Here is a 26,545-nt window from a genome sequence, read left to right as displayed (position 1 = left end):
CGATCAATCAGTCTGTAGCAGGGGGATTTTCTGCTTCCAGCCTTGAAGGTGTCTCGGTAACCGGGATCTATCCGAATTTTTGGGATAACAATGTCGACTGTAAAGCCAATTGCCTTTTATCTGCCGCAATATCACCCGGTGGCTGAAAACTCAGAATGGTGGGGGCCCGGTTTCACGGAATGGACCAATGTTGCCAAGGGGCGGCCGAATTTCGTCGGCCATTATCAGCCGCATGTTCCCCGCGAACTTGGGTTCTATGATCTGCGCCTTGTCGACAACATGCGAGCGCAAGCCGAACTTGCAAAGCTTTACGGTATTCATGGGTTCTGCTTCTATTACTACTGGTTCGATGGGCGTCGTATCCTCGAGCTGCCGATCGACAACTATTTGAAGAGCGACATCGAGTTCCCGTTCTGCATCTGTTGGGCGAACGAGAACTGGACGCGCACCTGGGACGGCATGGAGAAGGATGTCCTGCTGGAGCAGAAGCATGGCGATGATGAAGATCGCCGTTTCCTCGAAGATATCCTTCCGCTGCTGGGCGACCGGCGGGCGATCCGGGTAGACGGCAAGCCGATGCTGCTCGTCTACCGCGCAGACCTGTTTCCGAACTCGAAGCAGACCGCCGAGCGCTGGCGCGATGTCGCGCGGGAGCATGGCATCGGCGAAATCCATCTGGTCGCCGTGCAGTTCTACGGGATCGTGGATCCGCGCGACTGGGGTTTCGATGCTGCCGTTGAATTCCCGCCGCATACCTTCCTCGGCTCGGAAAACCGGGTAACCCACCACGTGGACATGATCAATCCGGAATTCCGGGGTGGCATGGCCGATTACCGCAAGGTCATCGCACAGTCCATCAGCCGCGAAAAGCCCGATTTTCGCTGGTACCGCGGCATCGTCCCGTCATGGGACAACACTGCCCGACGCCAGCATACGTCGCACATCTTGGTGGATTCCTCGCCATCGCTCTACCAGTATTGGCTGCGCCTGCTGGTCGAGTACACGCGTCTCAATAACGCGCCCGACGACCAGCTGATCTTCATTAATGCGTGGAACGAATGGGGGGAGGGCTGCCATCTTGAGCCCGATCTGAAGCATGGCCTGGCCTATCTCGAGGCGACACATGTCGCGGTGACAGGGGGCAATCCCGATCTGGACGATCTTCTCAAGGATGGCAAGTTGCTTCGCGCAATCGGTGGCGAACGCGCGGCGGCGTTGCTGGATGACCGTGACCGTCTCATCAACGAAGTGGTTCTGCTTTCCGCGGAACTACGCCGGGCGAAGCCCCTGGAAGCTCCTGTCATTAAGCCGTCCCGTGTTCGATCGCTGATCGGAAGGATGCTGAGACCCTTTCCGCGACTCCGTGCGTCCGCTGTCCAGATCTACCAGGTATGGAATCGATGACGGCCACGCGTCGGGTTGCGGTCGTCGCCCACTTCGACGCCGAAGGCCTGTTGACCGAGTTCACTCGGCGCCTGCTCGATGAGTTGCTGCTGCACGCCGAGCGGATCGTGCTGGTGTCGACACGGCTGGCGCCCGAGCAGGCCGCGGGTCTGGATGATCGGATCAAGGTGATCGTACGCGAAAACGTCGGCTATGATTTCTACTCATTCCGTACTGGCATCTTCGCCGTCGAGGCACTGTATTCCTACGACGAACTGATCATTGCCAATGACAGCGTGATTACGATCGATCGGGGGGGCATAGGCAAGGCTTTCGCGCAGATGCGAGATGTCGAATGCGATGTTTGGGGAATGACCGAGTCGTTGCAGGTAAGTCGCCACCTGCAATCCTATTTCTTGGTATTCCGCAAGAGCGCCTTTTTCAGCCATTACTTCGAACGGTTCTGGAGGAATGTCCGGGTACTGGACGACAAGTGGGAAATCATTCTTTCCTATGAAGTCGGTTTGACCCAGTGGCTGCTCTCTCACGGCGCGAAGATCGGGGTGGCATTCCAGCCCGATGCCGCTGCACAGCGGACCGTGGCGGTCAGATTGAAGCGGAAGCGCTTGCGCGATGGTGTCAATGCCCTGATCGCAGCGCCGAGCAAGCAGGGGGTGATGCATGCCAATCCCGCTCATTATCTCTGGGATGCGCTGTATCGTCGTTTTGGTTTCATCAAGAGCGAAGTTCTCCGTGATGACCCTAATGGCGTGCTCGATGTAGAGCTGGAACGCGTGATCCCCGATGCCGGCGCGCGTGCGATGCTCGAGCGTGAAATTGCGCGGATGCGCCAGACACGCAAGAACACCATGCCAATCGCCACGGGAGAGCGCGATGTCCCGACCCCGGAAGAATTAGAACGTTATGGTGTGGGGGCGATCGATGCCGAAAGCTTGGGCGCGCGCTTCGCGATTGTATTGCACCTGTTCCATGTCGATCTGATCGATTCGATTTACGCGTACATGCGCAACGTGATCGTCGATCACGATGTTTTCGTGTCAGTGAAGTCGATTGCCGATCGTCGCATCGCGGTTCGGTACTTTCAGGAGCATAAGGTTCGGGCGTTCGTATTCATCCACCCCAATGTAGGGCGGGACGTCGGACCATTCGTCAGTCTGCTAAACACCGGCCTGCTCGATCGCTACGACGCGGTCTGCAAGATCCATTCGAAAAAGAGCGTCTATCACGATGGTGGTGGTCAGTGGCGCGATGAATTGATGAAGTCCTTGCTGGGCTCTTCGTTCGATGTCCTGCGGATTCTTCGCGCTTTTGACGACAATCCGGTTTGCGGTATCGTTGGCCCAGAGTCGGCTTACCTCAGCAATGCGCGGTTCTGGGGGGGCAATGAGGAGCGCCTGCGCGTCCTCGCCGCCGAGACGGGTATCGACGACGCGCGCATCCGTCTGGGCTTCTTCGCCGGCACAATGTTCTGGTTCCGGCCTGCTGCGCTGGCTGCGCTTCGTACGCGAAACATCGGACTGAGCGAATTCGATCCGGAGGCAGGACAGCGCGATGCTACGCTCGCGCACGTGATCGAGCGGCTCTTTGTGCTGTGGGTCGAGCAGGCAGGCTACTTCGCGGCAACCACACGCTCGCCTCGCATCGCACTGCGCCATGATGATTACGAGAAGCAGGGTATTTCCGTTTTGCCTTCCTGATGTAGTGGCTTTACCCAACGGAGCAAGAAATGGATGATCAGCAGTGGTATGAGCGCATTCTTCGTTCCGTGGACGATCCATCACTTGGGTTGCCAGGGTTTCCATCTGTATACCAGCAAGAAGTCTTCGTTGGTAAGTCGAACGAAGTTGCGTTGGCCGAAGCCTTCACGTTCTACAAGATCGTCAAGGCAAACAGTTATCCCCTCCGCAACAATTCCCGGGTTCTCGATTTCGGCGTTGGCTGGGGACGTATCATCCGGTTCTTCCTCAACGATGTGGATGCGAGCAACCTGCATGGTGTCGATGTCGACGAAGCCATTCTCGATGTGGCCCGGGCAACGGGAGTTCCAGGCAACCTGAGTCTTATCGGCCCTAATGCTCGCCTTCCTTACGAAGACGGTTACTTCGACATCGTTTATGCGTTTTCGGTGTTCTCGCATCTTTCGGCGGTGTCGGCGACGTTCTGGCTGGGTGAGTTGATGCGAGTGCTCAAGCCGGGCGGCACATTGGTCATGACCACCACGACCGATCATTTCCTTGAGCTATGCCAGGCGTGCTCGCTCAAGGAGAGCGGTCGCAATCGCTACGAAGAGGACTATGCGCATATGTTTGCCGACCCTGCGGACGCGCGTCGTCGTTACGCTGCCGGTGAGCATGTGTATGCCGCCGTGGCGGGCAATGCGGACGTCTTGGAGGCGGCAAACTATGGGTGGGCGGCCATGCCGCCGGCCTTCGTGGAAAGGGAGATTGGTGCGCTGGCTCGGTCGATCGCATTCGTCGACGATCCGGGCCTGCTGCCGCAAGGATTCTTCACTGTTCGCAAAAAGGCATCGTTAGTGCAGAGAGCAAGGCGTAAACTGCGTTCACTTGTGCCGGGTTGATCCAAGTCCACCACGGCGCATCACTTGATACGCGGAACAGTAAGGTACACATGGACAACGGCAACGCAAAAACCGACAGCGAGTCGACGACGACGTGGAGCTGGCTTGCGTCGGCGTTTGCCTGCATTTTGACGGTGCTGATGTTGACGCATTTCGCCGTGACGATGCCTTTCGCTGGTATCGATGGATCGTGGGCCTACGCCATGAATGTCGCGACCGCGCAACACCTGAGGTTCGGGTCGGACATCGTCTTTACGTTTGGCCCGCTTGCATCGATCTACACAGGCATTTACCACCCCGCCACTGACAGCTTGATGCTTGGTGGGTCGTTGCTCATTGCCATCGCGCTCTTCGCTGGACTGTTCGCGGTAGTACCTCCGCAACGGCGTACCCTGCTGCTGCTGCTGCCTGTGGTCATCAGCCTTGGATGGGGGCGTGATGCCGCTCTCCTTTTCCTGCCGTTGTTACTGCCCTATGTCGTCATGCGCGGAGTGGAGCGGGGCAAGCCGTTCACGGCGACTTTGTGCATCGTGGCGGCCGCCATGGCCATTCTGCCCCTGGTGAAGGGCAACTTCGGTCTGATAGTCGCGTTGACAACGGCGATTGCGTTGATTCTCTGCTGGCGCTCTTCGCGCAAGACCGCACTCATTATCCTCGTCGTCCAGTTTATCGTCATGGTGGGTGCCTGGTTGATTTCCGGGCAGGCGCTGATTGATCTGCCGAGCTATTTCCTGGCACAAGGACCGACGCTCTCCGGATACACCGATGGCATGTCGGTGGAGGGGCGTACGCTCGATATTGTCATCTTCATGGTGGCCGGCGCATTTTTGTTGGCAATCTCCACGCTTGGCGGGCTGCGTCGTCACTGGTATGCCCCGATCCTGGTGACTGCCTATCTGTTCATCACCTTCAAATCCGGTTTCGTCAGGCATGACGAGCATGCGCTTGTTTCCGCTGTCGCCCTGGCGTTTGTGGGACTTCTTCTTTGCTTGGCCCAGGGTGGCCGCGCAGGCGCCCTTGCAGTCTTTGCAGGGCTGCTGGGCTGGGGACTGATCGCAAACGCCTACATGCCGGTCACCTGGGATACCTCGACAGCGAGGTTCTCCCTGATGGTGCGTCATCATGCGCACGGCGTATGGCTGCGGATGACCCAGCCGGACCTATTGTCTGGGCAGTTCAAGAAGCAGGTCGCGTATATGGGAACGCGGCCACCATTCGCCGGTTACATGGGAACCGCCGATGTCTATCCCTCGGAACTGTCACCGATGTTGGCCGCCGGCGGGGTCTGGAAGCCGCGCCCCATGCTGCAGAGCTATGCGGCTTATTCGCCTCGTCTTCTCAAAGTCAATGCCGCTCATTTGGCCAACAACCCGCCGTCGCGCGTGTATTTCAAAGCCGCTCCCATCGATCATCGGTATCCTTCGCTCGAGGATGGCGCCAGCTGGCTGGCGTTGCTCGGCAGTTTCACTCCGAAGGCTCTCGACGGTGGGTATGCGGTGCTCGAGCGAGCTGATCCCGGCAGGCCAGCGCTGGTTCCTCAGACACCGGTGCAGGTAAGCGCCGTGCTGGGAGAAGAGGTGACGGTAGTCGGTTCGGACCAGCCGGTGTGGGTCACGATGGATATCAGACCTACCCTTGTCGGCAGGCTGTTCTCGATCTTCTACAAGGCGCCAAAGTTGTCGCTGAAAGCGCGCTATGAGAACGGCGATACCGCCGACTTCCGGCTCGTTGCGGGCATGACCCAGACCGGCTTCCTGCTTTCGCCCACGGTGGCCGATGCCAGGGATTTCGTCGCGATCGGTTCACTTTATCGTTCCGAGCTGCTTGGCAAGCGCAAGGTGGTCGCATTCAACGTGATCGGTGACAGCGGCACGCGGTTTTTCTGGGATCTCGATTATCGCGTCAGCTTCGCGCGCCTGGATATCCCGTCGTCGGTCGAAGCGGATACGGTGTTGGCCGGATCGAGCACGCCAAGCCCGCCGCCGTCGTCGTATGCGACAGGCGGTGATTGCAACATCGACGACGTTGACCGTCGCAAAGTCACGGCCTCGGCCATGGATCTGTCCGGCAGCATAGTGGTCATCAGAGGGTGGGCCGCGCTGGACAGCGCTAAAGGCAGGCCGAACAATGGGGTGGCCCTGCTTGTCACCGGACGCGATCTGGTGACGCATGTCGTGCCGGCGAGCCACGTATCTCGCCCTGATGTAGCTGATTATTTCAAGCAACCCGTACTCGAATATGCAGGCTATGAGGCTTATGTGGACGTTCGGCAGCTTCCCGCTGATGCCCAGATCCGCGTTGTCCAAGACAATGGCAGCCGGCAACTGCTCTGTAGTCCTGCGATGCTCACAATCCATCGGACAGATGATGTGCCGGCGCCATCCAGGTAACGTCGTCGTCAGCTGCCGCTCTGTCCCTGGCTAGCCTGGACAGTGACGAACAGGGCATCAGTGTTGCCAGCACAAGTTGACGCTTCTTCCGGGTGAGGGGTATTGGGCTCCTCAGTGTGATGCGAACACCTGGGAGCTGCCGGGCTGCGAGGCTGCTGGTACGTCGGTCCGCGTGCCGTCTCATTGTCGCGCCAGCAGCTTGCTGCCAGGATGGTTCAGAGCCGCCTACGTCTGCTGGGTTGCGGGCGGATTCCTGGACAGCGTCAGGCCTCGGTTGCTGAGCTCGTAATCGAATAGTGTCGCGAGAGGACGGTGGTTCAGCGCGTCGCACTGAAACCTGGCCAGGTCCCAGCCGGGAGTCCTTTCCATCCAGACCTGCGGTTCAGCAGCGCATGGGGTAGGCCGTCGCCAGCGCATCTTCCAGCAAGCTAAGGGTAGGCATCGCGCTTCTGGACGATCGACATCGCGCTACAGCTTGCAGGGACGCTGTGCCCGAGCGCAACGATGTTCACTATGCGGCTGTAGGGCTACAAGGTGGTATATCCATGATCACTTCGGCCAGACACGCTGTATCGGCGGACTCTGACAGCTTGGTCAAGCCGAACGCAAGCAGGGGCCGGCTGAGTCGAATCATGTCCGGAATGAAAAGCGCTTGTGACCAAGGTAGCTTGTGACGACGGGAACAGCCACGCCGATGGCATGCGCGATTGTTTCGTTGTGGAAATCGACCCCCAAGCTTGGCAACAGCCAGCGCGCAAACAGCAGGCTGATCAGGATCGTCTGTACGACGGCAGCGAGGTTGATCGCTGTGAACCACAATACTTGATGGTGCAAACGATTGCCTGCCTCGTTGAACACGAACAGTTTGTTGAGAGTGAAGCCGGTGACCAAACCAAGGCAAAACGCGGCAACGATCGCGGGGACATAGTGCAGCCATTGGCTGAAGACGATACGCGAGCCGAAGTTGACCGCCGCGGCAAGGCCGCCGGCTGCCAGGAATCGCAAGAATTGCCGGGAAAGAGCGGGAGTCCTCATCGGCAGCCGGCTCTCTGCGGAACCATTCGGGCTATGCCTCGGCTGCTCATCGTTTCGCCTCAGTTGGCGTGGTTTCGACGGTAACGCCCCATCCCGGAGGATTGACCGGGACCGTATGAGGACCAGGCAGCTCAAGCTGTTTGGCATGGCTCCGCCACGCGTAATCTATGAACGCAGTTCGCCGCAGGTTTTGTAGATTGGTGATAGCAAACAAGCAGATCAGCGCGGCGGTCATCACAGTGGCATTCGATCGGCTGCGCCTGCCGGTTGCAGAGAGTGCCAGCCACACCGCCCACCACCAGATCACTTTGGCCAAATAGAAGTAGCGGTCCGCTGCCGCGAGTGTGTAAAGAGGGGAAAAATCCTTCATCCTGGCGACGGGCGCGAAGGCTTCGATCGCGGCAAATGCCATGAATCCCATTACGATCAGGCGGGCACGCCCGTCAATCTTTTTGGAGAGCACCAGCGTACCGATGATCAGCGCATACAGAAGAAGCCAGGCAGTTCCCGTCAGGAAGTCGCTGCCAAAGGTATGGATTGGCACGAGCTCGGTGAAGGTGCTCTTGAGTGTCGGAAGCAGGCCATGCTGGATTCCGTTCTCCGCTGGGGGGTTGGTGATCAGCACGGCCGCCTGAACCACTGCGCCCAGTGCCAGCGCCGAAAATATGTACCAATCGCGGCTGGCGACAAAGTCGCTCAGGGCGCCATCGAACGGATCCAAGGCAAACCGCTTGGCTGCCCAGCTAGCAGCGAGCATTCCTGCGACGACGATCAGCAGCAAGATGGAAAAGGGGCCGGTCAGCGCAATGGCTAGAATGCCAATGGCGCGCAGCAAATAGGCGCGGGTCGTGCCGCTTCGCTCCGCCGGTGTAAGACAGTAGGCTGCCAGCGCGAACTGCAGGAACCACTGCGCGTTGGTGATCGTGCCGAATATCTCGCCACTGGTCGGTACAGCAAGGAGGGACAGTGCAACGATCCAAGTGGGAATGTAGGTCTGCAGCCGCTTGCAGGTAAGCGCAAGCGCTGCTGCGCTCAAGATGATGGCGCATGCGTTGTAGATCAGCGGCGCCTTCGCAGAAGGCAGCCAGGACGCGATCCATGCCACCAGTCTGGGGATGGTGTGCAGATAACCGGCATACGGGGTGAACAGCTGGGGTAGCGCGCTTCCGAACTGATCCTTGAAAAAAACGGTGGCATCTTCCGCCCAGAACTGCGGGTTGCTGAGTGCGTCGTTGCTCTTATAGGCGATAGCGAATAGGACGACGAGAAAGAACCCAATCCGGTCCTTGAGCGTCTGGAACTGCCGATCTCTCGGCGGATTGGAGTGCAGGATCATGTATGGTGGTATCCGTTGTGTTTTTTCAACGATGCGTTTCTACGCGAACGACAAGCGCTTGTGGCCGAAGTAACTGGTGATGACTGGGACGGCGACGCCAATTGCGTGCGCGATTGTTTCGCTGTGGAAGTCGATGCCCATGGCTGGCAGGAGCAAAAGCGCGAACAGCAGGCTGATCGCGATCGTCTGCGCGACGGCAGCGAGGTTGATTGCAGCAAACCACAGGACCTGTTGGTGGAAGCGATTGCTGGTTTCGCCGAAGACGAACATCTTATTGAGCGTGAAAGCGGTGATCATGCCCAGGCAGTAGGCGACGACGATGGCAGGCACATAGTGCAGCCAATGGCTGAGAACGATACGCGAGCCGACATTGATCGCCGCGGCAAGTCCACCGGCGATCAGGAACAGCACGAATTGGCGGGACGGAACGGAAGTCCTCATTCGTTGCCCGTGCCAGACGACGCCACGCGGGCCAAGGTCTGACCCACGGCAATGCTTTCGTTGATCGAACGGTCTTCCGGATAGTAATAGGCCGTGTCGGCCATGAAAAAGCCGTCGAGCGGCGATTTCATCGGCGGCAACATGTCCTGGAAGCCCGGGGGGCAGATGGTCTGTGCGTACTCATAGCGGTGGCAATGGGTCGCACGGATCCATTCGGGCTTGAACTCCGGGTTGATCATCGGCAGGTAGCTGATGACTTCATCGATGAGTTGCTGGTTGCTCCACTGCCACTTCGGATGCGTCTTGGGCATGTAGTAAGGTGCGTACACGATGTGCTCGCCCGGCCCCTTGCCCGGATTGAGGTTGCTGTATTCGATCAGGCCCGGGATCGCGATCCGATCGTCGCTGATGTTCATCCAGAAATTCTCGCTCAGCGGCTGTGACAGTTTCAGGATCACGCACGCAACGGGAATGTTGTCGATGGCATCGACCTTGTCGGCATAGTCTTTTGGCAGACCAGGCACCAGTTTGGGGACGTACTGTATTGGTGCAGTGGAAATAACGCGATCGTAGGCATGCTTTCCGTCGCGGGTGCGGATACCGGTGACCTTGCCGGCATCGGAAGTGATTTCCTCGATAGGCTGCCCGAGCAGGATGTTGCCTCCCAGTCGACGGACTTCTTCGGCCATGCGGTCGAGCAGCACCGCCGAGCCACCTTCCAGGTAGCCCATGCTCTCGTTGAACAGATTGCGCCGGGACAGCGCCACGCGCTTGATGCGCGTGCCGATCCAGGATGCGGACAGGTCGTTCTGGTACTCGAAGAACTTCAGCGCGAATGCTTTTTCCCACATCACCTTGTAGGCCTTCGGGCCGATCCAGCGGGTAATCCAGTCGCGGGCATTCTGCTTGTCCAGCGCGGTCCAGTCCTTGATGCCCTTGGTGTGCATCACGTGCAGGGCATAGCGGGCCTTGTCGATCAGGCCCAAGTGCGGGAAGCCGAGCAGCGCGAACGGCGTGCCCCACTTGTGCAGCTTGCCTTCGTAGTAATAGCCCATCTTGGTGTCTGTCCAATGCAGGCGATCAGACAGCTTCATCTCATCCAGGAGCTTGAACAGCGGGTAGTCGGTCTTGCAGATGAAGTGGTAGTAGCGCTCGATGCGCAGGCCATCGAAATCGAAGTCGGCCGACATGCCGCCGATCCGGTCGTCGCGCTCGTAGACGTCGACCGCGTGGCCCTGCTTGAGTAGCTCCAGCGCTGCCATTAGGCCCATCGGCCCGCTGCCGGTGATGGCGAATTTGCTCATTCCAATGTTGTTCCGTCTGTTTTGTCTGGTCAGCGCTTCAGCACGATATGGCTGTAGCGTGGGTCGGTATAGCTTTCGCGGATGGCGTCCTCGAACGGTGTCTGCCGCACGCCGAACACCGCTTCGGTGTCGATTCCCTTGAAATCGTCGCCGGCGCTGAGTGCTTTCAGTTGGTCGGCAGTAAAGGGAGGCTTGCTGCTGAACAACGAATACGTGCGCAGCAGGAACGCGAAGAAGCCGATCGGGATGTGCACGATAAGCGTATGCAGCTTCTTGACCCGCTTGATGGTGCGGATGATGTCCACATAGTCCACGCGAGTGTCGCCCACAATGTCGTACACCGTGCCATCCGGCTCCGTTTCGATGCACTTGGCGATGCAGCGGCAGAAATCGCGCTCGTACAGCGGCTGGCGCATGAACTTGCCATCGCCGGGGATCGGGAATATCGGAGTGCGCGCCATGAAGCGCGACAACCAACCCAGGTGCTTGGGATCGAACCAGCCGAACATCAGCGTCGGGCGCAGCACGCAGTGAGGAATTCCACTGGCGCGGACCAGCGCCTCCTGCAGCTTCTTGGTCTCGGTGTAGTCGTCGGTGGCAACCGACTTCACCACCGAAGAGCTGATGTGCACCATGTAGGGAACTTGATGCTCAACACAGGCCTTCAGTACGCGCTCCGTCGCCTGCAGGTTGTTGCGATCGAACAAGGTACGGAACTTGCCGGTGATCTGTGCATGCAACTGCACCACCAACTGAGCGCCCGCAAACGCTTCGGTCCAAGTGCCAGGTTCGGCGAGGTCGGCCAATACCGTCTTCACGTCCGGGTGCAGTTTGCGCAGAATCTCGAGGTTGTGCTCATGTTTGTCGATGGCGACCAGCTGCGTGTATCCCTGCTGTTTCATCTCGACGATGAGGTTTTGCCCCACCAGGCCTGCGGCACCGGTCAAGACGATCTTGTCACTTTTCTGTGCCATGGACGGACTCGAAAACAGTGGATGAAGGGTCAGGCGCGCTTGTACGCGACGACCAGCGCCTGCTTGCCAAGAATGTGCCAAGCCAGCGGGATGCGCAGATACAGCGACACCAGCCAAGGGGCCTGCGGCAGCCGGCTCTTGGTGGTATACGGCAGGAATTTCGGAATCACGACCTTGGGATCCAGCCCCGCCATCAATACGCCCTCGACCAGGCTGCGATCGCTCAGCGCCGTATGGTGGTCGAAGTAATCCCAGTACTCGTCGTACAGGAAGCGGATGTTGGGTTGCAGGATGATCACCCTGCCGCCCGGCTTGAGCATGCGTGCGCTTTCCCGCAGTGTCTGCAGGACCAGGTCCTTGGTCGGCAGATGCTCAAGGAAGTTGCTCATGAACACTGCATCGACGCTGGCGCTGGGGATGGAGCTGACCGCGACGCACGACTCGTTGATGATCCGGATGCCGTCGGCGGCGAACTTGCGCACGTCGGGATTGAGATCGACGGCGATCTTGTGCGCCGCCTGAATGTTGTTGATGAACTCGCAGTAGCCCGCGCCGATGTCCACCACGGTCTCATTCGGTTCGACGAACCGGCTGAAATACTGTCTGCACAACACCTGCCAGATCCGGTTCTTGTTGGCGAGTTCTTCCTTGGGGAAACGGTGTTGGTAGAGCACATCCAGATCTTGGTCGATATCAGGCATCTCAGCACTTCCTTGGTGGATGGATCGGTTTATAGAGAAATGCGACGAAAAACGAACTCCGGGATGTTCTTGATCACCATCATTATTGCCCACCAGAACCCAGGCAGATATGCAACGGCACGCCGGCGATCGACGGCACGTACGATGCCCTTTGCGATCTGGTCGGGCTTGGCCCACAGCGCGCCCTTCTTGAAGGCGGCGGTCATCGGCGTGTCGACGAAGCCCGGCTTGACTGTGAGCACGTTGATCCCGGCCGGACGCAGGCGCTGGCCGAGGCCGCTGAGGTAGGCGCTGACCGCGGCCTTGGCGCTGCCGTACAGGTAGTTGCTGGCGCGGCCGCGGTCGCCGGCGACCGACGAGATCACCGCCAGCGTTGCGCCAGACGTCAGGCGCGGCGCCAGCGCCGCGCACAGCGCGATCGTGGAGGTGCCGTTGGTGGCGAACTCGCGCAGCGACAGGTCGACCGAGGCGTCGCACGCGGCCTGGTCCGGCAGGGTGCCATGCGCGATCAGGACCACGTCCACGCCGCCGAGGGCCGACCATGCCGCGTCGAACGCATCGCCGTGGCGCGCGCCGTCGTTGACGTCGAGCACGCCGGTGCTGCTCTTGGCGCCGCGCACCGACAGGTCTGCCGCGATTGCCTCCAGGCGCGCGGCCTGGCGGCCGAGCAGGTGGATCGCTGCGCCGCGTGCGGCGTAGCGTCGGGCAGTGGCTTCGGCGATGGCCGAGGTGGCACCGATGATGAGGACGCGTTGCATGTCTACTCCGTGACCCGGCGCCAGAAGCCGGAAGAAAAACGTGGATCGAGGTAATGGCTGAATTCCCGCCAGCGGCCGTAGGCGCGCTGGAACGACGCCGCGCTCATGCGCGCGTCCTTGGCAGGGTACAGAGCGCCGCCGGCCGCGTCGACGATGCGGTCCAGCCGCTCCAGCAGCCGAAACACCTCCGGGCCGCTATTGGGGAAATCCAGCGCCAGGGTGGTGCCCGGGCGCGGAAACGACAGCATGCCGAGCGAGCGTGCGGCGCCGAATTCCTTCAGGACCGCCAGGAACGAGCCGCTGCCGCTGCGCGCGATCTCCGCCAGCAACGCATCGATGCCGTCGCGCGAGGCCGCCGGCGGCAGCACGCACTGGTACTGCAGGAAACCGGCCGGGCCGTACATGCGATTCCAGTTGCGGATGCCGTCCAGCGGATAGAAGAACGGCAGCAGGTGGCTGACCGAGCGCTTGCGCGGCGCAGGCTGGCGCCAGAAGTACAGCGCGTTGAACGGCCGCAGCGACAGCTGGTTGACCAGCGAGAACGGCGGCGTCAGCGGCATCGGCAGGCCTGCGCCCGGGGGCTTGGGCCGTTCTTCCGGCAGGCCCGGGCAATGGTCGGCGCGGGTGAAGTGGCCGCGGCCGCGCGCGCGGCCGCTGGCCAGGCAGTCGATCCAGGCGACGCTGTATTCGTGGCTGTCGGCGGAGGCCGCGGACAAGGCGAAGAACTCGTCGAGCGAACCGAACCGGATGTTCTCCGTTTCCAGGGCGGCGCTCGCGACCCGGCGCAACTGGAGTTGCGCCCAGGTGATCAGGCCGGTCAATCCGAGGCCGCCGACGGTGGCCGCAAACCAGCCTTCGGCGTCGTCGTCGGGCGTGCACACGCGGCGCGTGCCGTCGCTGCGCAGCAGCTCGAAGGCGCGCACATGGTGGCCGAAGCTACCGGTGCGGTGGTGATTCTTGCCGTGCACGTCGTTGGCGATGGCGCCGGCCACTGTCACGTAGCGGGTGCCCGGGGTGACCGGCAGGAACCAGCCTTGCGGCAGCGCCAAGTCGATGATCTCGGCCAGGGTGACCCCGGCTTCGCAGCGCAGCAGGCCGGTCGCCGGATCGAATGCGATGAACCGGTCCAGGCCGCGCGTGCACAGCAAGCTGCCGTCCGGGTCGAGGCAGCTGTCGCCATAGCTGCGGCCGTTGCCGCGCGGCAGCGCGTGGCCCTCGAATGCCGGCAAGTCCGCCGCCCGGTCGGTGACTGGCAGCAAGGCCTGCGTCGCCTTCGGATAGCGTCCCCAGGATTGCCCCGCGTCCGCCATCAGATGGCGCTCAGCGCGAACAGTCCGCACAGCACCACCACCACCTGGCTGACCCGGTCGGTGGCGGCGAACACGATCGGGTCGTCATGCATGTCGCCGCGGTGCGCGATCACCCAGACCCGGCTCACCCAATACAGCAGCACCGGGCACACCAGCCACAGCACTTTCGGGTGGCTATACAGTTCCACGCTCTCCGGGCTGTTGATGTACAGCGCCATCACCATCACCGCGATGTAGCCGGCGGCGGCGCCCATCGACTGCAGCAGCGACAGGTCCTCCACCGAGTAGGCGCGTCCGCTGGCCTTGGTCTTGCCGCTGTTGAGCATCGCGTGCAACTCGGTATAGCGCTTGAGCAGGGCCAGCGACAGGAACATGAACATCGAGAACGCCAGCAGCCAGAACGACAGCTCGACGCCGATCGCCATCGCGCCGCCGATGATGCGCACCGTGTACAGCGCCGCCAGCAGCACCACATCGATCATCACGATCCGCTTCAGCCGCAGCGAGTACGCCAGCGTCATCACGTAGTAGGCCAGCAACACCAGGGTGAATTCCAGGTTGCAGGCCAGCGACAGCGCGAGCCCGGCCACGGTCAGCACCGGAGCGGCGAACAGGCCGTGCAGCAGGGGAAGGCGGCCGGCGGCGAAGGGACGCTTGCGCTTGCGCGGGTGCTGCCGGTCCGGGGTGAGGTCGAGTAAATCGTTCAGCACGTACACGCCGGAGGCGCACAAGCCGAACGCGATCAGCGCGATCGCCGCCTGCAGCACCGACGCCGGATCCAGGAAGCGATGCGCGGTCAACAGCGGGACGAACACCAACAGGTTCTTCAGCCACTGGTGCAGCCGCAGCGCCTTCAGCCAGGCACGGGCGCGCGGCGGCGCGGGCCAATGCGCATGCACCGTGGTGCGTTGCGCGGCGGCCTTGCTGAGCGCGGTGCCATTGTTGACGACCCAGGCGCCGCCGGCTTTCTCCCACACGTGCAGATCCACGCTGCCGTTGCCGGCATAGTCGAAATTGCCGGCACCGAACGTTTCGACCAGGACATCGGCCTTGTTGCGCCCGGAGAGATTGCGTTTGCCGTCGCTGGCGATCACCTGCTCGAACAGGCCCAGATACTCCGCGATCGGCGTCACCAGCAAGGCATCGGATGCGGTGCACAGCACGCGCGGACGCTGCGTGGTGGTGCGCAGCAGTTCCAGGACTTTCTCGTTGTAGGGCAGGGTCTCGGCCGGCAAGGTGACGCGCGTGGCCAGTTCGCGCTTCAGCGCCGCCTTGCCGCGCAGCAACCACAGCGGCAGCAGGAACAGGTACAGCGGATTGCGTGCCAGCAGCGCCAGCACCGACTCGTAGAGGATGTCCGAGTTCAGCAGGGTGCCATCCAGATCCACGCACAGGGCTCGCCCCGAAACTGCCGGATGGTGGGGCGGGGAACTGGTAGGGGCGGACATTCGACGGCCTGGCGGTCCATTGCGGGGCCGCGATTATACCTAGCGGATCAGATGGCCCTGCCGCGGGGCCGGAACTCGGCTCTGATCATCGCCAGCGCGCCAACCAGAATGGCGTACCACAGCGTGACCAGGCGCGCCGCCACCGCCACGGCGATCGCGTCGGCGGTGGCGATGCCGAGGCGGTCGAGCATCAGCACGATCGCCAGTTCGGTGGTGCCGACGCCACCGGGCACGAAGGACAGCGCGCCGACCAGCATCGCCAGCGGGTAGATACCGAACGCCACGATGGGGTCCAACTGCAGGCCCATCCCCAGGCACAGGCCCACGAACACCGAGGAGGTCAGGCCCCAGGCCATCAACCCGGCGACCATGCTTTGGCCGAACTGGCGCGCACCGAGGCAGCCGCGCAGCTCCAGCGCCGCGGCCAGCGCGAACTGGGCCAGGCGCTGCAGCCAGCGCCCGGGCATCCAGCGCACCAGGCCGGTCAGCCGGTCCAGCAGCGGCGGCCAGGCGGCCGCGCCGAACAACAGGCCGACGAAGGCCAGGACCACCGCCGCCAGCACGCCCAGCGTAGGGAATACGGGAGCGGCCAGCAGCGACAGCGCCAGAATGATCAGCAGGTCGGACGCGCGCTCGAACACAAACACGGCGATGGTGCGCCGCGCGGGCACGCCCATGCGGGCGAAATAGCGGATACGCAGCAATTCGCCGGCCTTGCCCGGCGTCGCGGTCAAGGCGAAGCCGGCCAGGTAGCCGGCCAGTCCGGCGACGAACGGGACCGGATGGCCGTAGCGCTGCAGCAGCCAGCGCCAGCGCCAGTACCGGAACAGGTAGCTGGCGCTGACCGGCAAGGTCGCCAGCGCCATCAGGTGGCCGACCTCGCTCAATCGCGAGAACGTCCCGTTGCCGCGGTCCACCCAGAACAGCGTGGCCACGTAGCCCGCGCACAACAGCAGCACGAACCCGGCCAGGTGATCGATGCGCCGCCGCCGCGGCATCGGCATGCCGTCGGCGCCGGAGGGCGGCAGCGAGGTCATCGGAACCGCATCGGCGTCAACCCAGCGCCGTTTCCAGTTCCGGGAGCAAGGTGAACAAGTCACCCACCAGCCCGATGTCGGCGATCTCGAAGATCGGCGATTCCGGATCCTTGTTGATCGCGACGATGGTGCCGGCGTCCTTGATCCCGGTCAGGTGCTGGATCGCGCCGGAGATGCCGACCGCCACGTACAGGTCCGGGGCGATGATCTTGCCGGTCTGGCCGACCTGCAGTTCGTTGGGCACGTAGCCGGCGTCCACCGCCGCGCGCGAGGCGCCCACCGCGGCGCCGAGCTTGTCGGCCAGCTTGTAGATGATCTGGAAATTCTCCGCCGAACCCACGCCGCGGCCGCCGGAGACCACGCGCTTGGCGCTCTGCAGGTCGGGGCGGTCGGAGCTGCCGGCGGCCAGGCCGACGAAGCGGGTATGGGTGGGCAGCGTGGCGCTCACGCTGGCCGCTTCGATTGCCGCGCTGCCGCTATCGCCTTCACGGGAGCGGGCCGCTTCCGGCCACGAGGCGCTGCGCACGGTGGCGACCACGGTCTGGTCGGCGGGCGCCTGCACGCTGATGATCGCGTTGCCGGCGTAGATCGGGCGCTTGAAGGCGTATTCGCCATCGACCGCCATCAGGTCGGAGATCTGGTTGACCCCGAGCAGCGCGGCGACCACCGGCATCAGGTCCTTGCCGAAGGTGGTGGAGGGGCCGAACACGTGGCTGTAGCCCTGCGCCAGCTGCGCGATCTGCGGCCCCAGCACCTGCGCGATGGCGTGTGCGTTGGCCGGATTGGCGACGGTGAGCACGCGGCTCACGCCGGCGATCTGCGCCGCCTGCGCAGCGACCGCGGCCGGGTCGGCGGCCAGCACCACGATGTCGATGGTTTCCGGCGACAGCGCCTGCGCGGCGCTGACGGTCTTGGCGGTGGCCGCGTTGAGCTGGCCGTTCAGGTGTTCGGCGACGACGAGGATCTTGGCCATTACAACAACCCCTTCTGCTTGAGTGCGGCCACCAGTTCGGCGGCGTCCTTGACCATCACGCCGCGGCTGCGCTTGGGCGGCGGCGCGTAGTGGGTGGTGGCGAGGCTGTCGTTGGACTCCACGCCCAGGTCGGCGAAGGCCAGGGTCTGCAGCGGCTTGCTCTTGGCCTTCATGATGTCCGGCAGCTTGATGAAGCGCGGCTCGTTCAGGCGCAGATCGGTGGTCACCACCGCCGGCAGGTCCACTTCCAGCGTTTCCAGGCCGGCGTCGACCTCGCGGGTCACCGTGGCCTTGCCGTCGGCGACCACCAGCTTGCCGGCGAAGGTGGCCTGCGGGCGGCCCCACAGCGTGGCCAGCATCTGCCCGGTCTGGTTGGCGTCGTCGTCGATCGCCTGCTTGCCCAGGATCACCAGGTCCGGCTGCTCCTGCTCGACCAGCTTGAGCAGCGTGCGGGCCGCGGTCAGCGGCTGGATCGCGGCATCGGTGACCACGTGGATGGCGCGGTTGGCGCCCATCGCCAAGCCGTTGCGCAGGTGCGCGGCGGCATCGACCGGGGCCAGAGTGACCACCACGACTTCGCTGGCGATGCCGGCGTCGCGCAGGCGCAGCGCTTCTTCCAGGGCGATTTCGTCGAACGGATTGGGGGAAAGCTTGACGCCCTCGGTCACGACGCCGGAGCCGTCCGGCTTGACCTGGATGCGGACGTTGTAGTCCACCACGCGCTTGTAGGCGACGAGGATTTTCATCTTGTACGAGATCCTTCAGCAATGCGGGAAGGCCCGGCCGCGGCGGCTGGCACGGGGCAGTCGGTGGATTCTAACCGGCGGCGGTGGACCATGCGAGGGCGTATGGTGTCGGTTTGGGGTGGCTACCAGAGTCTGAACCCGGCGCAGCGGGCGCAGGCGACCGTCCCCGGCAAAGCGTATATCCTGTGCGGTTTGAGCAGCGGCGCGCTTTGCAGTGCCGACCAGGAGACGTGACAGTGGCTACTTGGCTTGTAACCGGCGGCGCCGGGTTCATCGGCGGCAATTTCGTGCTGGAAGCGGTGTCGCGCGGCGTCCGCGTGATCAATCTCGATGCGCTGACCTACGCGGGCAATCTGAACACGTTGGCGACGCTGGAGGGCAATCCCGACCACGTCTTCGTGCAAGGCGATATCGGCGACCGCGACCTGGTCGCCCGGTTGCTGCGCGAGCACCAGCCCGACGCGGTGCTGAACTTCGCCGCCGAGAGCCATGTGGACCGCTCGATCGACGGCCCCGGCGCCTTCATCCAGACCAACGTGGTCGGCACCCTGGGCCTGCTGGAAGCGGTGCGCGACCACTGGAAGGCGCTGCCGGAAGGACCGCGCGCCGCGTTCCGTTTCCTGCACGTGTCCACCGACGAGGTCTACGGCACCCTGGGCGAGACCGGCAAGTTCTCCGAGACCACGCCGTACGCGCCCAATTCGCCGTACTCGGCCTCCAAGGCCGCTTCCGACCACTTGGTGCGCGCGTTCCACCACACCTACGGCCTGCCGGTGCTGACCACCAACTGCTCCAACAACTACGGCCCGTACCACTTCCCGGAAAAACTGGTGCCGCTGGTGATCGCCAAGGCGCTGGCCGGCGAGCCGCTGCCGGTCTACGGCGACGGCAAGCAGGTGCGTGACTGGCTGTTCGTCGGCGACCATTGCGAGGCGATCCGCACAGTGCTGGCCAAGGGCCGGGTCGGCGAGACCTACAACGTCGGCGGCAACTCCGAGAAGCAGAACATCGAGGTAGTGCAGGCGATCTGCGCGCTGCTCGATGCGCGCCGCCCGCGCGCCGACGGCCAGCCGCGCGCCAGCCAGATCACCCATGTCGCCGACCGCCCCGGCCACGACCGGCGCTACGCGATCGATGCGTCCAAGCTGAAGAACGAACTGGGCTGGGAGCCGAAGTACAGCTTCGAGCAGGGCATCGCCATCACCGTGGACTGGTACCTGGCCAACCAGGCCTGGGTGCAGGGCGTGCTCGACGGCAGCTACCGGCTGGAACGCATCGGCACGGCGGCATAACGCGAGTCCCTCGCAAGAGCCCGCACACCGATGTGCGGACTTCCTAGGAAGCACCTCATGACCCAACGCAAAGGCATCATCCTGGCCGGCGGCTCCGGCACCCGGCTGTATCCGATCACCAAGGGCGTCAGCAAGCAGCTGCTGCCTGTGTACGACAAGCCGATGATCTACTACCCGCTCAGCGTGCTGATGCTGGCCGGCATCCGCGAGGTGCTGATCATCAACACCCCGCACGAGCAGGCCTTGTTCCGCGCGCTGCTGGGCGACGGCTCGCAGTGGGGCATGCGCCTGGAGTACGCGGTGCAGCCGAGTCCGGACGGACTGGCGCAGGCCTACCTGATCGGCCGCGAGTTCGTCGACGGCAAGCCGAGCTGTCTGGTGTTGGGCGACAACATCTTCCACGGCCATGGCCTGACCGAGACCCTGCGCCGCGCCGATGCGCGGCAGCACGGCGCCACCGTGTTCGGCTATTGGGTCAACGACCCGGAGCGCTATGGCGTGGCCGAGTTCGACCAGGCCGGCAAGGTCATCGACATCGCCGAAAAGCCGGCCCAGCCGCGCTCCAACTACGCGGTCACCGGCCTGTACTTCTACGACGGCCAGGCCAGCGAGCACGCAGCCGCGTTGAAGCCCTCGCCGCGCGGGGAACTGGAAATCACCGATCTCAACCGGCGTTATCTGGACGCGGGCGAACTGCATCTGGAACCGCTGGGCCGCGGCTACGCCTGGCTGGATACGGGCACGCACCAGTCGCTGCACGAGGCTTCCAACTTCATCGAGACCATCCAGTCGCGGCAGGGCTTGCAGGTGTGTTGCCCTGAAGAGATCGCGTTCGGCCAGGGCTGGATCGATGCCGCGCAGCTGGAGAAACTCGCCGCGCCGCTGTTGAAGAACGACTACGGCAAATACCTGCATGAACTGGCTGTACGAGGAATCGTTCCGTGAAAGTGATTGAAACCAATCTGCCTGGCTGCGTGGTGATCGAGCCGGCGGTGTTCGGCGACGAACGCGGCTATTTCTTCGAGACCTGGAACGCCGAGCGTTTCGGCCAGCATGGGCTGCCGACCAATTTCGTGCAGAGCAACGTCTCGACCTCGGCCAAGGGCGTGCTGCGCGGCCTGCATTACCAATGGCCGCGCCCGCAGGGCAAGCTGGTCAGCGTGCTGGAAGGCGAGGTCTACGACGTCGCCGTGGACATCCGTCGCGGTTCGCCGCACTTCGGTCGCTGGGCGGCGGTGGTGCTGAGCGCGGAGAACAAGAAACAGTTCTGGATCCCGGAAGGCTTCGCGCATGGGTTCGCGGTGCTGTCCGAGCGTGCGGTGTTCAGCTATCTGTGCACCGACGTGTACGTGAAGGAAGCCGACGCCGGGGTGCGCTGGGACGACGCGGCGATCGGCGTGGACTGGCCGATCAGCCAGCCGCTGCTGTCGGCCAAGGATGCGGTGGCGCCTTTCCTGGCCGACATCGCGGCCGAACGTTTGCCGGTGTACGCGCCGTGACCACGCTGGTATTCGGCGCCAACGGCCAGGTCGGCCAGGAGCTGCTGCGCGCGCTGGGCGCACGCGGGCCGTTGCTGGCCACCACGCGCAGCGGCCGCCTGCCTGACGGCAGCGCCTGCGAGAGCGCCGACTTCGACCAGCCGCAGACGCTGGGTGCCTTGCTGGACCGGTTGCAGCCGACGGCCGTGGTCAACGCGGCGGCCTATACCGCGGTGGATCGTGCCGAGCAGGAGCGCGACGCCGCGTTGCGTGCCAACGCCGAAGCGCCTGCGGCGATCGCCGGCTGGTGTGCGGCGCATGGCGTGCCGATGGTGCATTATTCCACCGACTACGTGTTCGACGGCCAGGGCACCCGCCCGTATCCGGAGGACGCGCCGACCGCGCCGCTGGGCGTCTATGGCGCGACCAAGCTCGCCGGTGAAGACGCGATCCGCGCTTCCGGCGCGCAGCACCTGATCTTCCGTACCGCCTGGGTCTACGCCGCGCATGGCAGCAACTTCCTGCGCACCATGCTGCGCGTCGGTGCCGAGCGCGACGAACTGCGCGTGGTCGCCGACCAGGCCGGCACGCCGACGCCGGCGGCGCTGATCGCCGACGTCACCGCGCAAGTCCTCGAGCAACGCGCTGCCGCGCAATCTGGGACCTGGCACCTGACCGCCGCCGGCGAGACCACCTGGCACGGCTTCGCCGAGGCGATCTTCGAAGACGCGCTCGCGGCGGGCCTGCTGGCACGCGCGCCGCGCGTGTTGCCGATCACCACGGCCGACTATCCGACCCCGGCCAAGCGCCCGGCGTATTCGCGGCTGGACATCTCCAAGCTGCAGCGCGACTTTTCGCTGGTGCTGCCGGAATGGCGCGATGGCCTGCGCCAGGTGATCGGCGAACTGGCTACACAAGCGCCGCAGTCCGCATAGCGCAGCGCATGCCAGCCTGAAAGGCGGAAACGAAAAAAGCCGGGCATCGACCCGGCTTTTTTCTTTGCGCTGCAGCAGGACTCAAGTGCGCCCGTAGGTGTCCTCGAAGCGCACGATGTCGTCCTCGCCCAGATAGCTGCCGGACTGCACCTCGATCAGTTCCAGCGGCAGCTTGCCCGGGTTCTTCAGGCGATGGGTCACGCCCAGCGGGATGTAGGTACTCTGGTTCTCGGTGAGCAGCAGCACTTCCTCGCCACGGGTGACCTCGGCGGTACCGCTGACCACGATCCAGTGCTCGGCGCGGTGGTGGTGCATCTGCAGGCTCAGCGTGGCGCCGGGCTTGACGGTGATGCGCTTGACCTGGAAGCGCTGGCCGTTGTCGATCGAATCGTAGGCGCCCCACGGGCGATACACCTTGCGATGCCAGGTGGCCTCGGAGCGGCCGCTGGCCTTGATCCTGGCCACGATTTCCTTGACCTCCTGGATGCGCTCGCGGTGCCCGACCAGCACCGCGTCGTCGGTCTCCACCACCACCACGTCCTGCAGCCCGACCATCGCGATCAGCCGCGAACCGTAGGCGTAGGTATTGCGGCAATCGATCTCGATCACGTCGCCGTGGTGCGCATTGCCCTGCGCGTCCTGCGGCGAGACTTCGAGCAGGGCCGACCAGGAACCGACGTCGTTCCAGCCGGCGTCGAGCGGCACCACCACCGCGTCGGCGGTCTTCTCCATCACCGCGTAGTCGATCGAGTCCGACGGGCTGGCGGCAAACGCGTCCTTGTCCAGGCGGATGAAGTCGGCATCGCGCTTGGCTGCCTCCCATGCCTTGCTGCAGGCGTCGGCGATCGCCGGCTGGAAGCGGCGCAGCTCTTCCAGGTAGCGCGAGGCGCGGAACAGGAACATGCCGCTGTTCCAGTAGTACTCGCCCGAAGCAAGATAGCCCTGCGCAGTAGCCAGGTCCGGCTTCTCGACGAAGCGCTCGACCGCGCTGACGCCGTTGCCGGCGCCGGCCTTGATGTAGCCGTAGCCGGTTTCCGGCGCGGTCGGCTTGATCCCGAAGGTGACCAGCTTGCCTTGCTCGGCGGCCGCGGCGGCCGCGCGTACCGCGGCCTGGAACGCCGCTTCGTCGCGGATCACGTGGTCGGAGGGCAGCACGAGCAGCAGCGGATCGGCGCCGTTGCGGGTCGCCTCCAGCGCCGCCACGGCGATGGCCGGCGCGGTATTGCGGCCCTTGGGCTCGAGCAGGATCGACTGCGGCTTGACGCCGATCTGCTGCAATTGCTCGGCGGCGACGAAGCGGTGCTCTTCGTTGGCGACCACGATCGGTGCGTGCCCGGCGACGGGCGCCGCACGCAACCAGGTGGCTTGCAGCATGCTGTGTTCGCCGACCAGCGGCAGGAACTGCTTCGGATAGGACTCGCGCGACAGCGGCCAGAGCCGGGTGCCGGAGCCGCCGGACAGGATGATGGGTAGGACGTCGCTCATGGGCGGGGGAACTCCATAGTGCGTCTGGGGGAGGGGAGATCAGTCGCGCAGCAGGTCGGAAATTTCCTGCGTGCGCGCTTCCAGCAATGCCGCATCGCCACGCGTTTCCACGTTCAGGCGCAACAGCGGTTCGGTATTGGAGCTGCGCAGGTTGAAGCGCCAGTCGGCGAATTCGGCGCTGACGCCGTCGGTATAGTCCAGCGCCGGCGCGTGCGTGGCGAAGTGCTCCATCACCCGCGCCACCGCGGCCTTGGCATCGGCGACCTTGAAGTTGATCTCGCCGCTGCACGGGAACTTCTGCATGCGCGCCTCGACCAGGTCGGCCAGCGAGCGACCCGACTGCGACACCAGTTCGGCGATCAGCAGCCACGGGATCATGCCCGAGTCGGCGTAGGCGAACTCGCGGAAATAGTGGTGCGCGCTCATCTCGCCGCCGTACACGGCGTTTTCGCTGCGCATCTTCTCCTTGATGAAGGCATGCCCGCTCTTGCACAGCACCGGCACGCCGCCGGCGTCCTCGACCATTTCGATCGTGTTCCAGGTCAGGCGCGGATCGTGCACGACCTTGCCGCCCGGCTGCTTGGCCAGGATCGCCTGCGCGAGCAGGCCAACCAGGTAATAGCCTTCGATGAAACGGCCGTTCTCGTCGAAGAAGAAGCAGCGGTCGAAATCCCCGTCCCAGGCGATGCCGAAGTCGGCGCCGTGTTGCTTGACCGCCTTGGCGGTGGCCTCGCGATTTTCCGGCAGCAGCGGGTTCGGGATGCCGTTGGGGAAGTGGCCGTCCGGCTCGTGGAACACGCGCACGAACTCGAACGGCAGGTGCGGCGCCAGCAGGTCGACGATGGCGCCGGCACCGCCGTTGCCGGCGTTGACCACCAGCTTCAGCGGCTTCAGCGAGCCGATGTCGATGTAGCTCAGCAGGTGCGCGATATAGGCGGACTTGTCCGGGCGGCTGTGCTGCGCCGCGGTCGGCGTGCCGGCCGGCGCGGTGTCGGCGGCCACGGTGTCGCGGATCGCGAACAGGCCGGTATCGGAGCTGATCGGGCGCGCATTCTCGCGCACCAGCTTCATCCCGTTGTAGTCCATCGGGTTGTGGCTGGCGGTGACCATCACCCCGCCCGCAGCCCGCAGGTGATCGGTCTGGAAATACACTTCCTCGGTGCCGCACAGGCCGATGTCGATGACCTCGCGGCCGCTGGCGCGCAGGCCTGCCGAGAGCGCGTCCTGCAGCCCCTGGCTGGCCAGGCGCACGTCGTGGCCCACCACCACCGGCCCGCTTTCCAGTTGCCCCGCCAATGCCACGCCGATGCGGCGGGCCAGGTCCTCGTTCAGTTCGTCGGGAACGCGACCGCGGATGTCGTAGGCCTTGAATGCGGGAAGCGACATAGGGGAGGGACCTTGGATGGGGGAACCTGGAGTGTAACGTTCCGGCCCTTAATCGGTCATTGCGGCGGTGCGCAGCAGGCCGCGCGCGGCGAGCGGCTAAACTACTTGTCTACTTCCGAATGCGGAGCTGGCGAATGGGCGACACCTCTACCCGGGCGACCGGACGGCGCGGCAAGCTTTTCCCCGACGCGGCCACGGCGCTGGCCGACGTGGTGGGCGATGGCCAGACCCTGGCGGTCGGCGGGTTCGGCCTGTGCGGCATCCCCGAGGCTTTGATCGCCGCGCTGCGCGACAGTGCGGTGACCGGCCTGACCGTGATCTCCAACAACGCCGGCGTTGATGGCTTCGGCCTGGGCCAACTGCTGGCGACCCGGCAGATCCGCAAGATGATCTCGTCCTACGTCGGCGAGAACAAGGAATTCGAGCGCCAGTACCTGGCCGGCGAACTGGAGCTGGAATTCAATCCGCAGGGAACGCTGGCCGAGCGCCTGCGTGCCGGCGGCGCCGGCATTCCCGCGTTCTTCACCGCCACCGGCTACGGCACCATCGTCGCCGATGGCAAGGAGACGCGCGAGTTCGACGGCAAGCACTACGTGCTGGAAACCGCGCTGCAGGCCGACGTGGCCCTGGTCAAGGCGTGGAAGGCCGATGCGGCCGGCAACCTGGTGTTCCGCAAGACCGCGCGCAACTTCAACCCGGCCTGCGCGATGGCCGGCAAGGTCTGCATCGCCGAGGTCGAGCAACTCGTCGACACCGGCAGCATCGATCCGGACCAGGTGCACCTGCCCGGCATCTACGTCGACCGCATCGTGCACAACCCGCATCCCGAGAAACGCATCGAACAGCGCACCCTGCGCCAGAAGGACGCCTGACATGGCCTGGACCCGCGACGAAATGGCGCAGCGCGCCGCCCGCGAACTCATCGACGGCGCCTACGTGAACCTGGGCATCGGCCTGCCGACCCTGGTCGCCAACCACATCCCCGAGGGCGTGGACGTGTGGCTGCAGTCGGAGAACGGCCTGCTCGGCATCGGCCCGTTCCCGAGCGAGGACGAGGTCGACGCCGACCTGATCAACGCCGGCAAGCAGACCGTCACCGCGCGCGCCGGCGCCAGCTATTTCGGCAGCCACGATTCCTTCGCGATGATCCGCGGCGGGCATATCGACCTGGCAATCCTCGGCGCGATGCAGGTCAGCGCGCGCGGCGACCTGGCCAACTGGATGGTGCCGGGCAAGATGGTCAAGGGCATGGGCGGGGCGATGGACCTGGTCGCCGGGGTCAAGCGCGTGGTGGTGCTGATGGAGCACGTGGCCAAGGACGGCAGCCACAAGCTCCTGCCCGAGTGCGACCTGCCGCTGACCGGCGTGGGCGTGGTCGACCGCATCATCACCGACCTGGCGGTGTTCGACGTGAGTGCGGAGGGCCTGGTACTGGTCGAGGCGGCCGATGGCGTGGAGGAGGCGGAGCTCGTTGCCAAGACCGGGGTGCCGTTTCAGCGCATGGCTGTGCGTTCGTAGCGTTGCGCGCGAGGTT

General features: G+C 63.9%; 24 protein-coding genes. 10 read left to right on the top strand and 14 right to left on the bottom strand.

The window, feature by feature from the left end; genetic code table 11:
• Positions 1 to 90 precede the first annotated feature (90 nt).
• The 4 genes from HEP74_RS17955 to HEP74_RS17940 are packed head-to-tail and all read left to right on the top strand — an operon-like array spanning position 91 to position 6,372.
• Complete coding sequence (locus HEP74_RS17955; RefSeq protein ID WP_185814015.1) at positions 91 to 1,404, top strand: glycosyltransferase WbsX family protein; 1,314 nt, start codon at positions 91 to 93, stop codon at positions 1,402 to 1,404.
• On the top strand, positions 1,392 to 3,101 hold the full coding sequence (locus HEP74_RS17950) for a rhamnan synthesis F family protein (RefSeq protein ID WP_255427783.1): 1,710 nt from the start codon (positions 1,392 to 1,394) through the stop codon (positions 3,099 to 3,101). Before HEP74_RS17955 ends, HEP74_RS17950 begins: the two co-directional genes overlap by 13 nt.
• A gap of 29 nt (positions 3,102 to 3,130) precedes the next feature.
• A complete protein-coding gene (locus HEP74_RS17945) occupies positions 3,131 to 3,982 on the top strand; it encodes a class I SAM-dependent methyltransferase (RefSeq protein ID WP_255427782.1) in 852 nt (283 codons plus the stop codon).
• 50 nt (positions 3,983 to 4,032) lie between these two features.
• The gene (locus HEP74_RS17940; RefSeq protein ID WP_185814014.1) at positions 4,033 to 6,372 is read left to right on the top strand and encodes a hypothetical protein; all 2,340 of its coding nucleotides are present in this window, start codon (positions 4,033 to 4,035) and stop codon (positions 6,370 to 6,372) included.
• A 630-nt stretch (positions 6,373 to 7,002) separates the two neighbouring features.
• Here the strand turns inward: HEP74_RS17940 and HEP74_RS17935 are convergent.
• The 12 genes from HEP74_RS17935 to HEP74_RS17880 all read right to left on the bottom strand — a co-directional run bounded on the left by HEP74_RS17935 (position 7,003) and on the right by HEP74_RS17880 (position 18,435).
• On the bottom strand, positions 7,003 to 7,407 hold the full coding sequence (locus HEP74_RS17935) for a GtrA family protein (RefSeq protein WP_185814013.1): 405 nt from the start codon (positions 7,405 to 7,407) through the stop codon (positions 7,003 to 7,005).
• Positions 7,408 to 7,453: 46 nt separating this feature from the next.
• Positions 7,454 to 8,743: a hypothetical protein gene (locus HEP74_RS17930; RefSeq protein ID WP_185814012.1), complete on the bottom strand. Its 1,290-nt coding sequence runs from the start codon at positions 8,741 to 8,743 to the stop codon at positions 7,454 to 7,456.
• Positions 8,744 to 8,782: 39 nt separating this feature from the next.
• Positions 8,783 to 9,184: a GtrA family protein gene (locus HEP74_RS17925; RefSeq protein WP_185814011.1), complete on the bottom strand. Its 402-nt coding sequence runs from the start codon at positions 9,182 to 9,184 to the stop codon at positions 8,783 to 8,785.
• Positions 9,181 to 10,488 (bottom strand): NAD(P)/FAD-dependent oxidoreductase, encoded by a 1,308-nt coding sequence (locus HEP74_RS17920; RefSeq protein ID WP_185814010.1) that lies wholly within the window; start codon positions 10,486 to 10,488, stop codon positions 9,181 to 9,183. Before HEP74_RS17920 ends, HEP74_RS17925 begins: the two co-directional genes overlap by 4 nt.
• 29 nt (positions 10,489 to 10,517) lie before the next feature.
• Complete coding sequence (locus HEP74_RS17915; protein WP_185814009.1) at positions 10,518 to 11,462, bottom strand: NAD-dependent epimerase/dehydratase family protein; 945 nt, start codon at positions 11,460 to 11,462, stop codon at positions 10,518 to 10,520.
• A 29-nt stretch (positions 11,463 to 11,491) separates the two neighbouring features.
• Complete coding sequence (locus HEP74_RS17910) at positions 11,492 to 12,163, bottom strand: class I SAM-dependent methyltransferase (RefSeq protein ID WP_185814008.1); 672 nt, start codon at positions 12,161 to 12,163, stop codon at positions 11,492 to 11,494.
• A gap of 29 nt (positions 12,164 to 12,192) precedes the next feature.
• A complete protein-coding gene (locus HEP74_RS17905; protein ID WP_185814007.1) occupies positions 12,193 to 12,921 on the bottom strand; it encodes an SDR family oxidoreductase in 729 nt (242 codons plus the stop codon).
• Positions 12,922 to 12,923: 2 nt separating this feature from the next.
• Positions 12,924 to 14,231, bottom strand: coding sequence for an FAD-binding oxidoreductase (locus HEP74_RS17900; protein ID WP_185814006.1), 1,308 nt, complete (start codon positions 14,229 to 14,231; stop codon positions 12,924 to 12,926).
• A complete protein-coding gene (locus HEP74_RS17895) occupies positions 14,231 to 15,619 on the bottom strand; it encodes a UbiA family prenyltransferase (protein ID WP_185814005.1) in 1,389 nt (462 codons plus the stop codon). Before HEP74_RS17895 ends, HEP74_RS17900 begins: the two co-directional genes overlap by 1 nt.
• 107 nt (positions 15,620 to 15,726) lie before the next feature.
• On the bottom strand, positions 15,727 to 16,716 hold the full coding sequence (locus HEP74_RS17890) for a lysylphosphatidylglycerol synthase transmembrane domain-containing protein (protein WP_185814004.1): 990 nt from the start codon (positions 16,714 to 16,716) through the stop codon (positions 15,727 to 15,729).
• A gap of 16 nt (positions 16,717 to 16,732) precedes the next feature.
• The gene (locus HEP74_RS17885) at positions 16,733 to 17,689 is read right to left on the bottom strand and encodes an electron transfer flavoprotein subunit alpha/FixB family protein (protein ID WP_185814003.1); all 957 of its coding nucleotides are present in this window, start codon (positions 17,687 to 17,689) and stop codon (positions 16,733 to 16,735) included.
• Positions 17,689 to 18,435, bottom strand: a complete 747-nt coding sequence (locus tag HEP74_RS17880) for an electron transfer flavoprotein subunit beta/FixA family protein (protein ID WP_185814002.1) — start codon at positions 18,433 to 18,435, stop codon at positions 17,689 to 17,691. Before HEP74_RS17880 ends, HEP74_RS17885 begins: the two co-directional genes overlap by 1 nt.
• Positions 18,436 to 18,671: 236 nt before the next feature.
• Between HEP74_RS17880 and rfbB the strand changes: the two genes are divergently transcribed.
• From rfbB to rfbD, 4 genes are read left to right on the top strand one after another with little or no spacing between them, the layout of a single operon-like run.
• On the top strand, positions 18,672 to 19,727 hold the full coding sequence (gene rfbB / locus HEP74_RS17875) for a dTDP-glucose 4,6-dehydratase (protein ID WP_185814001.1): 1,056 nt from the start codon (positions 18,672 to 18,674) through the stop codon (positions 19,725 to 19,727).
• A gap of 57 nt (positions 19,728 to 19,784) precedes the next feature.
• Positions 19,785 to 20,672 (top strand): glucose-1-phosphate thymidylyltransferase RfbA, encoded by an 888-nt coding sequence (gene rfbA / locus HEP74_RS17870; protein WP_185814000.1) that lies wholly within the window; start codon positions 19,785 to 19,787, stop codon positions 20,670 to 20,672.
• Positions 20,669 to 21,226, top strand: coding sequence for a dTDP-4-dehydrorhamnose 3,5-epimerase (gene rfbC, locus HEP74_RS17865; RefSeq protein ID WP_185813999.1), 558 nt, complete (start codon positions 20,669 to 20,671; stop codon positions 21,224 to 21,226). Before rfbA ends, rfbC begins: the two co-directional genes overlap by 4 nt.
• Positions 21,223 to 22,140 carry a dTDP-4-dehydrorhamnose reductase gene (rfbD, locus tag HEP74_RS17860; protein WP_185813998.1) on the top strand — a complete coding sequence of 306 codons (918 nt, stop codon included), beginning with the start codon at positions 21,223 to 21,225 and terminating at the stop codon, positions 22,138 to 22,140. The genes rfbC and rfbD overlap by 4 nt, the downstream gene beginning before the upstream one ends.
• 81 nt (positions 22,141 to 22,221) lie before the next feature.
• On the opposite strand, the gene HEP74_RS17855 is transcribed toward rfbD, so the two are convergent.
• Positions 22,222 to 23,625 carry a mannose-1-phosphate guanylyltransferase/mannose-6-phosphate isomerase gene (locus HEP74_RS17855; RefSeq protein ID WP_185813997.1) on the bottom strand — a complete coding sequence of 468 codons (1,404 nt, stop codon included), beginning with the start codon at positions 23,623 to 23,625 and terminating at the stop codon, positions 22,222 to 22,224.
• A gap of 39 nt (positions 23,626 to 23,664) precedes the next feature.
• Positions 23,665 to 25,011 (bottom strand): phosphohexomutase domain-containing protein, encoded by a 1,347-nt coding sequence (locus tag HEP74_RS17850; protein WP_185813996.1) that lies wholly within the window; start codon positions 25,009 to 25,011, stop codon positions 23,665 to 23,667.
• Between the two features lie 134 nt (positions 25,012 to 25,145).
• Here HEP74_RS17850 and HEP74_RS17845 point away from each other — a divergent pair, with 134 nt between their 5' ends.
• The gene (locus HEP74_RS17845) at positions 25,146 to 25,883 is read left to right on the top strand and encodes a CoA transferase subunit A (RefSeq protein WP_185813995.1); all 738 of its coding nucleotides are present in this window, start codon (positions 25,146 to 25,148) and stop codon (positions 25,881 to 25,883) included.
• A 1-nt stretch (position 25,884) separates the two neighbouring features.
• Positions 25,885 to 26,529, top strand: a complete 645-nt coding sequence (locus HEP74_RS17840) for a CoA transferase subunit B (RefSeq protein WP_185813994.1) — start codon at positions 25,885 to 25,887, stop codon at positions 26,527 to 26,529.
• Positions 26,530 to 26,545 lie beyond the last annotated feature (16 nt).

Origin of the sequence: Xanthomonas sp. SS (assembly GCF_014236835.1) — a bacterium.
Taxonomy (GTDB): Bacteria; Pseudomonadota; Gammaproteobacteria; order Xanthomonadales; family Xanthomonadaceae; genus Xanthomonas_A.
Note: the sequence above shows the minus strand (reverse complement) of the source record. Positions and strands in the feature narration are given on the sequence as shown.

Excerpts from the sequence above, each read along its gene's own strand:
- rfbA (WP_185814000.1), top strand. The coding sequence starts at position 19,785 with ATGACCCAACGCAAAGGCATCATCCTGGCCGGCGGCTCCGGCACCCGG.
- HEP74_RS17940 (WP_185814014.1), top strand. The coding sequence starts at position 4,033 with ATGGACAACGGCAACGCAAAAACCGACAGCGAGTCGACGACGACGTGG.
- HEP74_RS17915 (WP_185814009.1), bottom strand. The coding sequence starts at position 11,462 with ATGGCACAGAAAAGTGACAAGATCGTCTTGACCGGTGCCGCAGGCCTG.
- HEP74_RS17850 (WP_185813996.1), bottom strand. The coding sequence starts at position 25,011 with ATGTCGCTTCCCGCATTCAAGGCCTACGACATCCGCGGTCGCGTTCCC.
- HEP74_RS17855 (WP_185813997.1), bottom strand. The coding sequence starts at position 23,625 with ATGAGCGACGTCCTACCCATCATCCTGTCCGGCGGCTCCGGCACCCGG.
- HEP74_RS17905 (WP_185814007.1), bottom strand. The coding sequence starts at position 12,921 with ATGCAACGCGTCCTCATCATCGGTGCCACCTCGGCCATCGCCGAAGCC.
- HEP74_RS17840 (WP_185813994.1), top strand. The coding sequence starts at position 25,885 with ATGGCCTGGACCCGCGACGAAATGGCGCAGCGCGCCGCCCGCGAACTC.
- HEP74_RS17885 (WP_185814003.1), bottom strand. The coding sequence starts at position 17,689 with ATGGCCAAGATCCTCGTCGTCGCCGAACACCTGAACGGCCAGCTCAAC.
- HEP74_RS17945 (WP_255427782.1), top strand. The coding sequence starts at position 3,131 with ATGGATGATCAGCAGTGGTATGAGCGCATTCTTCGTTCCGTGGACGAT.
- HEP74_RS17955 (WP_185814015.1), top strand. The coding sequence starts at position 91 with ATGTCGACTGTAAAGCCAATTGCCTTTTATCTGCCGCAATATCACCCG.
- HEP74_RS17930 (WP_185814012.1), bottom strand. The coding sequence starts at position 8,743 with ATGATCCTGCACTCCAATCCGCCGAGAGATCGGCAGTTCCAGACGCTC.
- HEP74_RS17845 (WP_185813995.1), top strand. The coding sequence starts at position 25,146 with ATGGGCGACACCTCTACCCGGGCGACCGGACGGCGCGGCAAGCTTTTC.
- HEP74_RS17910 (WP_185814008.1), bottom strand. The coding sequence starts at position 12,163 with ATGCCTGATATCGACCAAGATCTGGATGTGCTCTACCAACACCGTTTC.
- HEP74_RS17920 (WP_185814010.1), bottom strand. The coding sequence starts at position 10,488 with ATGAGCAAATTCGCCATCACCGGCAGCGGGCCGATGGGCCTAATGGCA.
- HEP74_RS17935 (WP_185814013.1), bottom strand. The coding sequence starts at position 7,407 with ATGAGGACTCCCGCTCTTTCCCGGCAATTCTTGCGATTCCTGGCAGCC.
- HEP74_RS17890 (WP_185814004.1), bottom strand. The coding sequence starts at position 16,716 with ATGACCTCGCTGCCGCCCTCCGGCGCCGACGGCATGCCGATGCCGCGG.
- HEP74_RS17925 (WP_185814011.1), bottom strand. The coding sequence starts at position 9,184 with ATGAGGACTTCCGTTCCGTCCCGCCAATTCGTGCTGTTCCTGATCGCC.
- HEP74_RS17900 (WP_185814006.1), bottom strand. The coding sequence starts at position 14,231 with ATGGCGGACGCGGGGCAATCCTGGGGACGCTATCCGAAGGCGACGCAG.
- HEP74_RS17880 (WP_185814002.1), bottom strand. The coding sequence starts at position 18,435 with ATGAAAATCCTCGTCGCCTACAAGCGCGTGGTGGACTACAACGTCCGC.
- HEP74_RS17950 (WP_255427783.1), top strand. The coding sequence starts at position 1,392 with ATGGAATCGATGACGGCCACGCGTCGGGTTGCGGTCGTCGCCCACTTC.